Origin of the sequence: Micromonospora sp. NPDC000121, from assembly GCF_042899165.1 — a bacterium.
Classification (GTDB): domain Bacteria; phylum Actinomycetota; class Actinomycetes; order Mycobacteriales; family Micromonosporaceae; genus Micromonospora.
In genome coordinates this window covers 134,788-148,913 of record NZ_JBIAZP010000002.1, presented here as the reverse complement: position 1 = coordinate 148,913, position 14,126 = coordinate 134,788, and the positions used below count along the sequence as shown (strand labels likewise).

Annotated in this window: 12 protein-coding genes; 1 reads left to right on the top strand and 11 read right to left on the bottom strand. The window is 75.8% G+C overall.

Annotated elements, in window-relative coordinates; genetic code table 11:
• Window positions 1-68: 68 nt before the first annotated feature.
• Window positions 69-1,253, top strand: a complete 1,185-nt coding sequence (locus ACFY23_RS06700; RefSeq protein ID WP_350819679.1) for an ROK family transcriptional regulator — start codon at window positions 69-71, stop codon at window positions 1,251-1,253.
• 313 nt (window positions 1,254-1,566) lie between these two features.
• Here the strand turns inward: ACFY23_RS06700 and ACFY23_RS06695 are convergent, their stop codons facing one another.
• The 11 genes from ACFY23_RS06695 to ACFY23_RS06645 form a co-directional block, all read right to left on the bottom strand.
• On the bottom strand, window positions 1,567-2,574 hold the full coding sequence (locus ACFY23_RS06695; RefSeq protein WP_350686718.1) for a sugar phosphate isomerase/epimerase family protein: 1,008 nt from the start codon (window positions 2,572-2,574) through the stop codon (window positions 1,567-1,569).
• A gap of 368 nt (window positions 2,575-2,942) precedes the next feature.
• Window positions 2,943-4,010, bottom strand: a complete 1,068-nt coding sequence (locus ACFY23_RS06690) for a polyprenyl synthetase family protein (RefSeq protein ID WP_350686720.1) — start codon at window positions 4,008-4,010, stop codon at window positions 2,943-2,945.
• Window positions 4,007-5,476 (bottom strand): nucleotide pyrophosphatase/phosphodiesterase family protein, encoded by a 1,470-nt coding sequence (locus tag ACFY23_RS06685; protein WP_350686721.1) that lies wholly within the window; start codon window positions 5,474-5,476, stop codon window positions 4,007-4,009. Before ACFY23_RS06685 ends, ACFY23_RS06690 begins: the two co-directional genes overlap by 4 nt.
• 76 nt (window positions 5,477-5,552) lie before the next feature.
• Window positions 5,553-6,755, bottom strand: a complete 1,203-nt coding sequence (gene eboE, locus ACFY23_RS06680) for a metabolite traffic protein EboE (protein WP_350686722.1) — start codon at window positions 6,753-6,755, stop codon at window positions 5,553-5,555.
• A complete protein-coding gene (locus ACFY23_RS06675) occupies window positions 6,755-7,621 on the bottom strand; it encodes a TatD family hydrolase (protein WP_350686723.1) in 867 nt (288 codons plus the stop codon). The genes eboE and ACFY23_RS06675 overlap by 1 nt, the downstream gene beginning before the upstream one ends.
• On the bottom strand, window positions 7,621-8,247 hold the full coding sequence (locus tag ACFY23_RS06670) for an EboA domain-containing protein (protein ID WP_350819681.1): 627 nt from the start codon (window positions 8,245-8,247) through the stop codon (window positions 7,621-7,623). Before ACFY23_RS06670 ends, ACFY23_RS06675 begins: the two co-directional genes overlap by 1 nt.
• A 38-nt stretch (window positions 8,248-8,285) precedes the next feature.
• Window positions 8,286-9,206 (bottom strand): sugar phosphate isomerase/epimerase family protein, encoded by a 921-nt coding sequence (locus ACFY23_RS06665; RefSeq protein ID WP_350684613.1) that lies wholly within the window; start codon window positions 9,204-9,206, stop codon window positions 8,286-8,288.
• Window positions 9,203-10,108 (bottom strand): SCO3242 family prenyltransferase, encoded by a 906-nt coding sequence (locus tag ACFY23_RS06660; protein ID WP_350684614.1) that lies wholly within the window; start codon window positions 10,106-10,108, stop codon window positions 9,203-9,205. The genes ACFY23_RS06665 and ACFY23_RS06660 overlap by 4 nt, the downstream gene beginning before the upstream one ends.
• Window positions 10,092-11,252, bottom strand: coding sequence for an inositol-3-phosphate synthase (locus tag ACFY23_RS06655; RefSeq protein WP_350684615.1), 1,161 nt, complete (start codon window positions 11,250-11,252; stop codon window positions 10,092-10,094). The genes ACFY23_RS06660 and ACFY23_RS06655 overlap by 17 nt, the downstream gene beginning before the upstream one ends.
• A 513-nt stretch (window positions 11,253-11,765) precedes the next feature.
• Window positions 11,766-12,971, bottom strand: a complete 1,206-nt coding sequence (locus ACFY23_RS06650) for a Gfo/Idh/MocA family protein (RefSeq protein WP_387036807.1) — start codon at window positions 12,969-12,971, stop codon at window positions 11,766-11,768.
• Between the two features lie 53 nt (window positions 12,972-13,024).
• Window positions 13,025-14,080 (bottom strand): substrate-binding domain-containing protein, encoded by a 1,056-nt coding sequence (locus ACFY23_RS06645; protein ID WP_350684617.1) that lies wholly within the window; start codon window positions 14,078-14,080, stop codon window positions 13,025-13,027.
• Window positions 14,081-14,126 lie beyond the last annotated feature (46 nt).

The window sequence follows — 14,126 nt, the reverse complement described above, 5'->3', positions numbered from 1 at the left end:
GGCGCGGCCCCTCGCGCCACACGCCGGTAACAGCGCCGTGGAAGACTCCGGGCCGGGAGGTGAGGGCGATGGTCCCCGTCCGGCCTGAGAACGCGTACCAGGCACGGCTGGTCCGGCTGCTGCGCGACGGCGGCGCCCGCTCGCGGGTGGAGCTGGGCGACGCGGTGGGCCTGTCGCGGTCCAAGCTGGCCGCGGAGGTGGACCGGCTCGTCGAGCGGGGCCTGGTCGAGACCGCGGGGCCGGCGGCGTCGCGCGGCGGTCGCCGGTCCTCGATGCTGCGCGTCGCCGGCGGCGTGCGGTTCGCCGGCGTCGTCGTCGGCGCGGACCGGATCACCGTCACGGTGACCGACGGCGAGTTGACCGTGCTCGCCGAGGTCGCCGAGCCGATCGACGTCCGGGTGGGGCCGGAGCCGGTACTCGGCCGGGCCGTCGAACTGGTCGGAAAGCTGCGGGCCGAGCTGGGTGTGGCCCAGCTCACCGGGGTCGGCGTCGGCCTGCCGGGGCCGGTCGACTTCCCCGATGGCACGCCCGCCTCACCGGCGGCCATGCCGGGCTGGCACCGGTTCCCGGTGCGCGAGACGTTCGCCGCCGAGCTGGGCTGCCCGACCCTGGTCGACAACGACGCGAACATGATGGCGCTCGGCGAGAAGCACGCCGGGGTCGGGCGCACCTTCGACGACTTCCTCTACGTCAAGCTCGGCACCGCGATCGGCTGCGGGCTGGTGCTCGGCGGCACGCCCTACCGGGGCGCGACGAGCAGCGCCGGGGACATCGCCCACCTGCCGCTCACCGAGGACGGACCGAGCTGCGCCTGCGGCGAGACCGGCTGCCTGGAGGCGTACTGCGGCGACCTCGGGCTGGTCGGCGCGGCGCTCGCGGCGGCACGCGCGGGCCGGTCCACGGCGCTGGCGGCCCGGCTGGCCGAGGCGGGCACCCTCTCCGTGGCCGACATCGCCGCGGCGGCGGGCGCGGGCGACGCTGCCGTGCAGGCCCTGGCCCGGGACGCGGCCCGCCGCCTGGGTCAGGTGCTGGTCGGCCTCGTGAGCTTCTTCAACCCGGGCATCGTCATCATCGGGGGCGCGCCGGCCGGGCTGGGCCACACGCTGCTGGCCGAGATCCGTGGGGTGGTCTACCGCCGGTCCGCCCCGCTGGCCACCGGCACCATGCCGATCGTGCTCTCCGACCTCGACGACCGCGCGGGAGTGGTGGGCGCGGCGCGGCTGGTCAGCGACCACCTCTTCTCGACCGGCTGACGGGGGCCGACCGCCGGCCGGCCCCCGGGTGTGGGCCGAGTCCCCGCTACCGCGCCCGACCGCGACCGGGCCTCGGTGCCTTGCCACCGCCAGGCTCGGCGCCTGGCCGCCGCCAGGCTCGACGCCTTGCCGCCGCCAGGCTCGACGCCATGCCGCCGCCGGGCTCGGTGTCTCGCCGCCGCCGGGCTCGGTGTCTCGCCGCCGCCGGGCTCGGTGTCTCGCCGCCGCCGGGCTCGGTGTCTCGCCGCCGCCGGGCTCGGTGTCTTGCCGCCGAACGCGGCGTCGGCCGGCTGACGGGAATCGGCCCAGCCGCTCAGTCCTTGCTGCTGAACGCGGCGTCAAACGCCGCGGCCGGGGCGTCGAAGGCGAGCCGCCGGACGAACTGCAACGCCTCGGGGGCGCCGACGAGGCGGTCCATGCCGGCGTCCTCCCACTCGATCGAGATCGGGCCGGCGTAGCCGATCGCGTTCAGCGCCCGGAAGCAGTCCTCCCAGGGCACGTCGCCGTGCCCCGTCGAGACGAAGTCCCAGCCGCGCCGCATGTCCGCCCACGGCAGGTGCGAGGCGAGCCGGCCCCGCCGCCCGTCGCCGGTGCGCACCTTCGCGTCCTTGCAGTCGACGTGGTAGATCCGGTCGGCGAAGTCGAAGATGAAGTTGACCGGGTCCAGCTCCTGCCAGACGAAGTGCGACGGGTCCCAGTTCAGCCCGAACGCGGGCCGGTGCCCGACCGCCTCCAGCGCCCGCTTCGTCGTCCAGTAGTCGTACGCGATCTCGCTCGGGTGCACCTCGTGGGCGAAGCGGACCCCGACGGAGTCGAAGACGTCGAGGATCGGGTTCCAGCGGTCGGCGAAGTCCTGGTAGCCCCGCTCGATCATCTCGGGCGGCACCGGCGGGAACATCGCCAGGGTGTGCCAGATCGACGACCCGGTGAAGCCGACGACGGTGTCCACCCCGAGTCTCGCCGCCGCCCGGGCGGTGTCCTTCATCTCCTCGGCCGCCCGGCGGCGTACGCCCTCGGGCTCGCCGTCGCCCCAGATCCGGGCCGGCAGGATGCCCTGGTGGCGCTCGTCGATGGGGTGGTCGCAGACGGCCTGGCCGACCAGGTGGTTGGAGATCGCGTAGACCTTCAGGTTGTGCTTCGCGAGGGTCTCCCGCTTCCGGTCGACGTACGAGTCGTCGGCGAGGGCCCTGTCGACCTCGAAGTGGTCGCCCCAGCAGGCGATCTCCAGCCCGTCGTAGCCCCACTCGGAGGCGAGCCGGCAAACCTCGTCGAACGGAAGGTCGGCCCACTGGCCGGTGAAGAGCGTGATGGGTCGCGCCATGGTGCTTCTCCCCTGTGGTGATGGGGATTCCGTGGGTGCGTGACCGGGGCGAGGGTGACCGGCCGGGCCGGTGCAGGGCGGTCACGGCGGGACACCGGTGGGCGCCGCGTAGGCACCTGAACCCGCCGGGTTGCGCCTCCCGCCGGATCACCGGCAACCGCCACGGTCGCCGCCCCCACTCTAGAACCGCCACGCCCCGCACGGAACCCCACCAGCCCACCCTCCCGCCGCCCTCCCCTCCCTCCTCCGCGATCTTGCGCTTTCTGCCCTCGGCTCGCGGCCTTCGGGCGGAATGCCGGGGCACGAGCTGCAAGATCGCGGGCCGGTCAGGTAGAGGCTGCGGGTGCCGGCCGCCCGGCGGCCACCCCTCAGCGGGGACGGTCGACGGCCTGGGCGGCGAGGGTGGCGAGGGCGGCGCGGGCCTCGGGGGTCACGGGGACCTCCGCCAGGGCCGCCAGGGCGGCGTCGGCGCGTACCCGGATCATCTGCTCGATCCGCTCGCGGGCGCCGGTGCGCTCGATGATGCCCCGCAGCTCGGCGGCCCCGTCGGCGTCCAGCGCCGGATTGCCGAACAGCTCCCGCAGCCTGGCCGCCTGCGCCCGGTCGGCGGCACCGCGGGCCAGCGCCATCATCACCGTCGGCTTGCCCTCCCGCAGGTCGTCGAGGACCGACTTGCCGGTGACGGCCGGATCGCCGAAGACCCCCAGCACGTCGTCGCGGAGCTGGAACGCGTCGCCCAGCGGGTCGCCGAACGCGGCCAGCGCGGCGACCGGCCCCGGGTCCGCCCCGGCCAGCGTCGCCCCGATCTGCAACGGCCGGGTCACCGTGTAGCGGGCGGCCTTCATCCGGATCACGGTCAGCGCGCTGGCCACCGATCCGTCGCCCACCCCGGAGACCAGGTCCAGGTACTCCCCCGCGATCACCTCGGTGCGCATCAACGCGAAGACGGCGTACCCCCGGTGCATCCGCGCCGCGTCCAGCCCGCACTCGTGGAACATCTGGTCCGACCAGGCGGCGCACAGGTCGCCGCAGAGCAGGGCCGTGTTGCGCCCGTACGCCTCCGGGTCGCCCCGCCAGGACGAGCGGGCGTGCAGGTCGGCGAAGAGCCGGTGCACCGACGGCTCGCCACGGCGGCGGTCGCTGCCGTCGAGGATGTCGTCGTGGATCAGCGCGAACGCGTGGAACAGCTCCAACGCGGCGGCAGCCACCACGATCGGGGTGCCGTCGGGGGCACCGGCGCCCCGCCAGCCCCAGTAGCAGAAGAGCGGGCGCAGCCGCTTCCCGCCGGCCAGCACGAACCGGTGCAGCGCGGTGAACACCCCCCGGGGTGCGCCGTCCGGCCAGTCCCGCCCCTGCCGGTCGAGGAACGCGGCCAGCTCGGCGTCGAAGCGGGCCCGCAGCCCGCCGACGTCGAGGGGCGCGACGGTGACGGTCACGACGCCTCCCCCGGTCCTCCGGCCGCCGGGGCGGGCGGCGGCGCGGCGGGGGGCGGCGGCGCGGCGGGGGGCGGCGGCGCGGCGGGGGTCAGCCCCGCCAACTCCAGCAGCAGGGCCTTCACCTCCGTCGCGGCGACCCGGTCCCGGGCGGCGGACGGGTCGGAGCAGAGCAGCACCGGCCCGTCGGCCGGGTCGGCGGGGAGCCGCCCGTGGGAGCCGCGCACCGCCCGGGCGCCGGCGTCCAGCCCGACCACGCTCATCAGGTAGCGCATTCCGAGCTTCTTGCGGGCCAGCGCCACGGCGGCGCGGCGCTTGGCGGCACCGGGGGCGGCGGGGTCGAAGAACAGCTCCGCGGGGTCGTAGCCGGGTTTGCGGTGGATCTCCACGAGGCGGGCGAAGTCCGGCGCGCGGGCGTCGTCGAGCCAGTAGTAGTAGGTGAACCAGGCGTCCGGCTCGGCGACGAGGACGAGTTCGCCGGCGCGCGGATGGTCCAGCCCGTGTGCGGCCTTGCCGTCGGCGTCGAGCACCTCGGCCACCCCGGGCAGCGCGGCGCAGAGCTTCGCCACCGCCGGCACGTCGGCGGGGTCGCGGACGTAGACGTGCGCGACCTGGTGGTCGGCGACCGCGAAGGCCCGCGAGGTCCACGGGTCCAGGTACTCCATGCCGGCCTGGGTGTGCACCCGCAGCAGCCCCTCGGCGCGCAGCAGCCGGTTGACGTCGACCGGGCGGGAGGCGTCGGTGATGCCGTACTCGGAGAGCACCACCACGGTGGCGTCCCGGGCCCGGGCGGCGTCGAGCAGCGGCCCGAGCACCCCGTCCAGCTCTGCCGCCGCCGCGGCGGCCCGCGGCGACGAGGGGCCGAAGCGTTGCAGGTCGTAGTCGAGGTGCGGGACGTACACCAGGGTCAGGTCCGGGGACTGGTCGGCGAGGATCCGCTCGGCGGCCCGGCAGATCCACGCCGACGACGCCAGCCCGGCGCCCGGCCCCCAGTAGCTGAACAGCGGGAACGTGCCCAGCGCGCCGGTGAGCGCGTCGTGCAGCTCCGGCGGGTCGGTGTAGCAGTCCGGATCCTTGCGCCCGTCGGCGTGGTAGACCGGCCGGGGAGTGACCGTCCAGTCCACGTCCGCGCCCATCGCGTACCACCAGCACACGTTGGCAACGGTGTAGTCGGGCTCGGCGCGGCGGGCGGCCTGCCAGAGTTTCTCCCCGCTGACCAGCGCGTTGTGCTGGCGCCAGAGCAGCACCTCGCCGAGATCCCGGAAGTACCAGCCGTTTCCGACGATCCCGTGCCCGGCCGGGGGCAGCCCGGTGAGGAAGGTGGACTGCACCGAGCAGGTCACCGCGGGCAGCACCGTGCCGAGCTCGGCGCGGAAGCCGGCGTCGGCGACCGCGCGCAACCGGGGCATGTGCGCCAGCAGCCGCGGGGTCAGCCCGACCACGTCCAGCACCACCAACCGCCGGCTCATGCCGACACCTCGCTTCGCTCGGCGCCGCCATGAGGCACCACGGCACCGTACCGATGATTCGCTCGCGGACGCTCGCTCATGGCCGTACCCCCGTCGTCACCGGCGCCGGACGGCCCGCCGGCGCCAGGCCGACGGCGACCAGCTCGCTGTGGGCGAAGGCCAGCTCCGCCGCGATTCCGGCGGCCAGCTCCGCGTCGGTGCGCGGCCGCCGCGCGGCCGGCAGCACCCCCCAGGTGTACGTCTCGACGTCGAGGTGGTCGCAGCCCGCCTCGGGCCCGGCGTAGAGCGCGGCCAGCGCGGCGCGCAGCACCGGCAGGGTGGAGTCGAGCGGCGGTTCGGGCGGGGCGTGCAGCGGCACGTGGTAGTGCACCCGCCACGGCCCGGGCAGCCGCGCGTCCAGGGCCGCGTCCAGGTCGTCGGCGGCGTGGGCCGGGTCGGCCGGGTCGGCCGCGCCCGCGCAGCCGGCGGCGCGCGTCTGGTGCAGGAAGCGCGGCTCCACCCAGCGGCGCAGCGCCGCCGTCGCCTCGGCGGGCGCCTCGATGGTGGCCGAGACCTGCACCTTCACCACCGGCAGGCCGGCGGCCCGCAGCCGGCGCAGCGCGTCGGCCGGCTCCTCCCAGGCGCAGGCGAGGTGGGCGAGGTCCAGGCAGACGCCGAGCCGGTCGGTGTCCACGCCGGACAGCGCCGCGGCGGCCTGTCCGCTGCTCTCCACCACGCAGCCCGGCTCCGGCTCGAAGCCGACCCGGACCGGCCGGCCGGTGTCCCGCTCGACGGCCGCGAGGCCGGCGGAGAGCTGGTCGAGCCGGCGGCGCGCGGCGTCCGCGCGGGCGGCGTCCCAGGGCCGCCGCCAGGCCAGCGGCAGCGTGGACACCGAGCCCCGGGCGGCGTCGTCGGGGAGCAGATCGGCGAGCACCCGGGCCAGGTCCAGGGTGTACGCGAGCCGCCCGCCCGTGGTCCAGTCCGGGTGGTAGACGTCGCCCTTGACCACCGGCGCCTGGAAGGCCGCGTACGGGAAGCCGTTGAGCGTGACCACCTCCAGCCCGCGCGCCGTCAACTCGGTGCGCAGCCGACGGCGGGCCGCCGGGTCGGCGGCCAGCTCGGCGGCGACCGGGGCGGCCAGCCACAGCCCGAGGCCGAGCAGGTCCGCGCCGATGGCCTCTCGGACGGGCACGGCGTAGGTGTCCAACTGGCGGAGGATGCCGGCGAGGTCCTCGGCGGGGTGCACGTTGGTGCAGTAGCCGAGGTGGACGGTGGTGCCGCCGGCGTGCCGCAGCCGCATCAGCTGCCGCCGCGCAGGATCGAGTTGCCGGCGAAGGTGCCCGCTGGCGGGTCCAGCCCGGCCAGGTCCAGGTCGGTGAGGTCGAGCCGCCCGGACTGGCCGTAGAACTCGGCCGGGTTGCGCCACAGCACCCGGTCGACGTCGTCGTCGGTGAAGCCGGCCAGCAGCATCGCCTCCCCCGTGGCCCGGGTGAGCAGCGGGTCCGAGCGTCCCCAGTCTGCCGCCGAGTTGACCAGCACCCGCTCGGTCCCGTACGCCCGCAGCAGCTCCACCATGCGCGGCGGGGACATCTTGGTGTCGGGATAGATGGAGAAGCCCAGCCAGCAGCCGGTGTCCCGGACCAGCTTCACCGTCACCTCGTTGAGGTGGTCGAGCACCACCCGGCCCGGCTCGATGCCGGACTCGGCCACGACGGCGAGGCTGCGCTCGACGCCCCGGGCCTTGTCCCGGTGCGGGGTGTGCACCAGCGCCGGCAGGTCGTGCGCCACGGCCAGGGCCAGTTGGGCGGCGAACGCGGCGTCCTCCTCCGGCGTCATCGAGTCGTAGCCGATCTCGCCGACCGCCACCACGGCGTCCTTGTCGAGGTAGCGCGGCAGCAGGTCGAGCACCGGGCGGCAGCGCGGGTCGTTGGCCTCCTTCGGGTTCAGCGCCACCGTGGCGTGGTGGCGCACCCCGAACTGCCCCGCCCGGAACGGCTCCCAGCCGATCAGCGAGTCGAAGTAGTCGGCGAAGGAGGCGGCGCTGGTGCGGGGCTGGCCGAGCCAGAACGCCGGCTCCACCACCGCCCGGACGCCGGCCGCGGCCATCCGCTCGTAGTCGTCGGTGGTCCGCGAGGTCATGTGGATGTGCGGGTCGAAGATGCGCATCACGCCTCCCTGGCGGTGATCGGGACGGAGCCGGTCGTGAGCCGGTCGAGCAGGGCGGTGGCGTCGGCGGGCATCGTGCGGCCGGCGGCCTGCCGCTCGGCGGCCAGCCCGGCGAGCATCGCGGCGAGTTCGCCGTCGGCGCGGGCGTCGAGGTCGTGCACCACGGCCAGCGGCACGCCCGTGAACACGCACTTGAGCACCGCCTGCCGCCAGGCGGCCGGATCGAGGTGCCGGGCGTACGGGCCGAGGGCGGCGGTGACCAGGCGGGTGTCGTTGGTGCGGATCGCGTCGTGCAGCAGCGGCGCCCCGGCCGCGCCGATCGGTAGCAGCGGCAGGGCCTTGAGCACCGCCCGCCTCTCGGCGGCGTCGCCGTGCCGGTAGAGCGACTCCGCGTGCGTGGCGTGGTCGGCGGGCAGCGCGGTCAGCAGCAGCACCCGGGCCGCCTCGTCGGCGCTCCAGCCGGGCGGCTCCGGCAGCGGGGCCCGGCCGCAGCGCCGGCCGGCGGCCGGGAAGAGCCGGCCGATCGCCGCCGGTTCCGCCGTCACCCGCCGCACCGCCGCGTCGAGCCAGTCGGGCTCGGGTACCCGTACCGCCCGCAGCGCGGCCCGCAGTGAATCCGGTGTCATCCCGTCTCCTCTCTCGTGCTGCCGCGCGCGTGGCCCCGTCACCGTTGCCGTCGCGCGGCTTCCTTCGTGGCGGTACGCAGGAAGTCGAGCGAGCGGGCGGCGACGGCCGGCGCGGCGTGCGAGTGCCGGGGCAGCTCCACGGCGACCAGCCCCCGGTAGCCGGCGTCGGCCAGGGCGCGCAGCACCGGCGGGAAGTCGATCTCGCCGGCGCCGAACTCCAGGTGCTCGTGCACACCCCGGCGCATGTCGTCGATCTGCACGTTGACCAGGTGCTCGGCCACCTCGTGCACGCACGCGGGGACCGGCCGCAGCTCCAGGCACCGGCAGTGTCCGATGTCGAGGGTGATGCCGAAGTGGGCCGGGTCGCCGAGCGCGCCGCGCAGCCGGCGCCAGCCGGCGATGTCCTCGACCAGCATTCCCGGCTCGGGTTCGAAGCCGAGGGTCACGCCGGCCGCGTCGGCGACGTCGACCACCGTCGCGCAGCCGGCGACCAGCCGGTCCCAGGCCGTCGGCGGCGGGACGGTGTCGGGGCGTACGCCGGCCCAGAAGGAGACGGCCTCCGCGCCGAGGTCGGCGCCGATCCGCACGGCCCGGCGCAGGAACTCGACGCGCCGCGTGGGGTCGTCGTGCAGCAGCGTCGGGGCGTGCTTGTGCCACGGGTCGAGCAGGTACCGCGCGCCGGTCTCGACGACCACGGCGAGGCCGAGCGCCGCCAGCCGGCGGGCGACGGCGGCCACCCGCCGCGCCAGCGCGGGCGCGAACGGGTCGAGGTGGTCGTGATCCAGGGTGAGCGCGACGCCCTGGTAGCCCAGGTCGGCGATGACCGCCAACGCGTCGGCCAGTCGGTGGTTGGCGAACCCGTTGGTCCCGTAGCCGAAACGTGGCTCGCCGCCGCCCCGGCCGGCCGCCCCGGCGCTCGGGAGCTCCGGGCCAGCGTGCCGGGGGCGCGGGGCGGTCATGTCGGGGAGACCTTCCGGGCCAGCCGGCGGCCCAGGGGCGCGGCCGCCGCCACCGCCAGCCCGAGCAGCCCGGCCCCGGCGCGCGCGGCCAGGGCGCCCTGCAACGCGGGCAGCCCGGTGATCCCGGCCCCCACCGCCGCGCGCACCCGGGCGGCGGAGGGCTCGGCCACGACCCGGGCCTGGGCCGCGCCGTAGCGGGCCGCGTACGCGCCGGCCAGCAGGGCCGGCAGCACGCCAGCGCCGGCCGGGCCACGCCGCCGGCGGGGCAGCGCGCGACCGGCGGACCGGGCGCGAGCCGTCGGGGCGGTGGCGGCGCTCGCGGCGACCAGGGCGGTGCCGGCGAGGGTACCCAGCGGCAGCGCCGCGTCGGCGCCGGTGACCTCGCGGCGCGAGAGTGCCGTGACCGTCCACGTGTGCGCGGCCACGGTGACCGCCGCCGGCACCGCCCGCAGCACCCGTCCGCCCGTGGCGCCGAGCAGCACGTCCAGCCCCCGGCACGCGGCCATCACGGCCGGTCCGGCGGGGGTGTTCTTCGCCGCCAGGTCGTACCCCCAGACGGCGGCGGCGAGCGGGACGGCGACCCGCGCGGCGGGCCGGCCCCCGGCGGCGGCGGCCAGCGCGACCCCGGCGGCGGTGAGCCCGGCGGCGAGGCCGAGCGCGGCCCCGGGGGTGACCCGGCCGCTGGGGATGGGCCGCTCGGGGCGCTCGACGGCGTCCAGCCGCCGGTCGGCCCAGTCGTTGGCGGCCATCCCCGCCCAGTAGAGCAGCACGGACGCGGCGGCCAGGGCGGGCGTACGCCGGTCGAGCGCGCCGGCCGCGGCCGCGCCGGCGACGACGTCCCCGGGCACCGAGAGCGCGGCCGGGGCCCGGACCAGCTCGACGAGATCAGCCGCGCGGGGCATCGGCACCTCCCGCGTGCAGCCGGCGGGTGAAGTCGCACAGCCGGGTCCACTGGTCGGCCAGCGAGTGGGTGGACGCGCCGAGCGGGTCCTTGAAGAAGAAGGCCAGGTCGTGCAGAGGGCCGGCGTGGCCGGCGGCGTGCGCGGCGGCGACGAGCCGGGCCAGGTCGAGCACGAGGGGCGCGGCCAGCGCCGAGTCGCAGCCGTGCCAGGTGAACTCCATCCGCATCCCGGTGCCGAGGAAGCCGGCGAAGGTGACCAGGTCCCACGCGGTCTTGAAGTCGCCCAACTCCTCGACGTACTCGATCCGGGTGCCGCCCTGCGGCAGGTAACCGAGTGTCTCGCCGAGCACCCGCTGCTTGCTCTCCACCTTGGCCGCGTTGGCGGCCGGGTCGGCGAGGGTGGCGCCGTCGCCGCCGCCGAGCAGGTTCATCCCCGACCAGGAGCGCACCGCCAGGTTCCGCATCGCGAACATCGGCGCGAGCACCGACTTGACCAGGGTCTCCCCCGTCTTGCCGTCGTGCCCGGCGTACGGGATCCCGCGCTCGGCGGCCAGCGCGGCCAGGGCCGGCAGCCGCAGCCCGGTGGACGGGGTGAAGTCGACGTACGGGCACCGCGCCCGCACCGCCGCGTACGCGTAGAGCGAGCTGGGCGGCAGCACCTCCTCGGGGCCGGTGAGCGCGGCCCGCAGCACGTCCGGGTCGGCGTGCGCGGGGTGCGGTCGGGCGACCGGTTCGGTGGCCGAGACGTTGACCACGACCACCCGGTCCAGCTCGTGCCGGCGCCGGAAGTCGGTGAGGTCGCGTACGGTCGCCGTGGCCCGGTCCGCCTGGGTGCCGGCGGTGGGGGCCGCGCGCAGCTCGCGCTCGACGGCGGCCAGCTCGTCGGGGAGGGCGGCGACCAGCCGGCCGGGCAGCACGCCGGCGGCGGCGAGGGCCTCGGCGCGCTTGGCCAGCGGGACGGTGGCGACGTCGTGCCCGCCGAAGACCAGGTCGGTGAAGGCCGGCAGGGCGGGCCCGCGCACGTCGGGCAGCTCGGTGACACAGCCGGTCGGAGCGGTGAGCCCGGCCCGCAGGGCGAGCGCCCCGACGATGCTGGTGGTCGCGACCGAGCCGCGCGCCCCCACCAGCCAGACACCCGTACGCATGGTGCTCCTTCCCCTCAGGAGGAACCAGCCGTGCATTGACTTACATGGATATCAGAAGTTTGTGCGGAAAGATATGGATCTGTGCGGATGGGCCCCCGTCCGCCGGCCGCACCGGGGGAGCCGACCGGCCCGGTGTCGACGTCGGCGGCGACGACGCCGGACCGACTCCCGGTGCGAGCGCGGACGGACGGGGCTGGCAGGCAGGGTCGGTCGGCGTCTCGCCCCTGCCTCCCCCGCATCCGCCGGCCGGGACGACGGCGCGCCCCGACCGGACGTCATGGGGTGACGCGGCCCGGCGGAACCGCCGGGTGGTGACGCGGCCCGGCGGAACCGCCGGGGTGGTGGCGGTCCTCCGGTGCGGCCGGGGAATCCCGGTCCGGCCGCACCGGACGACCGTCCTGCTCGTGCGCCACCGGGCCGTGGCGGCCCGGCTGCACGTCCTCCGGGGCCGGCCTCGTCCCGGCCGCGGGGCGCAACCGCGGCCGGTCCCTCGCCGGCCGGCGCCGGAGGTGTTCAGACGGCGACCGAGACCAGCGCGGGCTCCACCTCCGTCCACGAGGAGCCCAGTTCCGCCGACCGGACGACCGCGTCCAGCACGAGCTGGACCTGGAGCCCGTCGGCGAAGGAGGGGGCCGGGTCGGCGCCGGTGGCGACCGCCTCCACGAAGTCCCGCATCTGGTGCGTGAAGGAGTGCTCGTAACCGATGATGTGGCCGGGCGGCCACCACGCCGACATGTACGGGTGGTCGCCCTCGGTCACCAGGATGCGGCTGAAGCCCTGCTCGGCGGCCGGTCGCGTCGCGTCGTAGAACTCCAGCTCGTTGAGGCGTTCCAGGTCGAAGGCCACGGTCCCGAGGGAGCCGTTGATCTCGACGCGGAGCGCGTTCTTGCGGCCGGTGGCGAACCGGCTCGCCTCGTACGTGGCCAGCGCGCCGCCGTCGAGCCGGGCCACGAAGACCGCCGCGTCGTCGACGGTGACCGTGCCGGTGGCCGGGCGGTGCCCGTCGGCGCTGTTGCCGTCGACCGCGCCCCCGTCCGCCGTGGCCGCGAGCCCGCTCGACCCGCCCGGCAGCGGGCGTTCCTTGACGAAGGTCTCCGTCACGGCGCTCACCCCGCTGATCCGCTGCCCGGTGACGTACTGGGTCAGGTCGATGATGTGCGCGCCGATGTCGCCGAGCGCGCCGGAGCCCGCCCGGTCCCGCTGCAACCGCCAGACCAGGGGGAACTGCGGGTCCACGATCCAGTCCTGCAGGTACGTCGCCCGGACGTGCCGGATCACCCCGAGCCGCCCGTCGGCGACGAGCTGGCGCATCATCGTGACCGCGGGCACGCGGCGGTAGTTGAACCCGCACATCGAACGCACGCCCGACGCCCGCGCCGTGGCCGCCGCGGCGGCCATCGCCCGGGCCTCGGCGACCGTGTTCGCCAGCGGCTTCTCGCACAGCACGTGCTTGCCGGCGGCCAGCGCGGCGAGGGCGATCTCGGCGTGGCTGTCCCCGGGCGTGCAGACGTCAACCACGTCGATGTCGTCCCGGGCGATCAGGTCGCGCCAGTCGGTCGTGTACGCCTCCCAGCCGAGCCGGTCGGCGGCGTCGGCCACCTTCCCGGCGTCCCGACCGCAGATGAGCGCCATCCGGGCCCGTGCCGGCAGGTCGTACACCCGATTCACGGTGCGCCACGCCTGCGAGTGCGCGGCGCCCATGAACGCGTAGCCGACCATGCCGACCCGCAGTTGCCTGTCTGTCGTGGACAAGGTGGGTCTCCCCCCGTGTGTCAGAACCCGAGCTTCAGGTAGTTGCCCGCGTTCTCCTTGGTGATCGTCTCGGAGGCGAGGATGATCTCCTTGGGCACCTGGAGTTCCACCAGGTCGGACATGCCCCGGCCCTGGGCGATCAGCCGGGCCAGGGAGATCGCCGAGGACGCCATCGACGGGCTGTAGGTCACCGTCGCCTTGAGCACCGTGTTGTCGGCCTGGATGTCCTCCATCGCCTTCTTCGAGCCGGCGCCGCCGACCATGAAGAACTCCTTGCGGTTGGCCTGGTTGACCGCAGCCAGCACCCCGATGCCCTGGTCGTCGTCGTGGTTCCAGAGCGCGTCGATCTTCGGCAGCGCCTGGAGCAGCTGCGACGCCTCCCGCTGCCCCGAGTCGGCGGTGAACTCCGCCGCCCGGCGGTTGGCGATCCGGAAGCCGGCCGCGGTCAGGGTGTCGGCGAAGCCCTTCGACCGCTCCTGGGTCAGCTCCAGCGAGTCGATGCCGGCGATCTCGGCGATCACCGGGTTGCTGACGCCCTTCGCCTTGAACTGCGCGACCATGTAGGTGGCGGCGGCCACCCCCATGCCGTAGTTGTCGCCCTTGATCTGCAGCCGGTAGGCCCGCGCGTCGGGGAACGCCCGGTCCAGGTTGACCACCGGGATGCCGGCGGTCATCGCCTCCAGGCCGAACGCGTTGAGCTCCTTGCCGTCGTGCGGCAGCAGCACGATCACGTCCGGCTTCTGCGAGATCAGGGTGGACAGCGCCGCCCGTTGGGCCGCCGCGTCCGCCCCGGCCTCGACCGTCTTGAACTCCACGTCGGAAAACGTCGCGGCCTGCGCCTTGGCGTTGTTGGTGATGGCGGCGATCCAGCCGTGGTCGGCGGCCGGCGCGGAGAAGCCGATCGTCACCCGCTTGCCGGGCTCGCTGTTGCCGCCGGGGGCGCCCGCCGCCTTGGTCTGCGCCTCGGTGGGCTGGGCCTCGTTGCTGGTGCAGCCGGCGAGCAGCACGCCGGCGCCGACGGCGGCCCCGCCGAAGAGCAGCCGGCGGCGCGACACGTCGCGACTGTGCTGGGTCATGACGACCTCCTGGGTTCGCGGTGGTGGAGGAAACTCGCGGATCTGG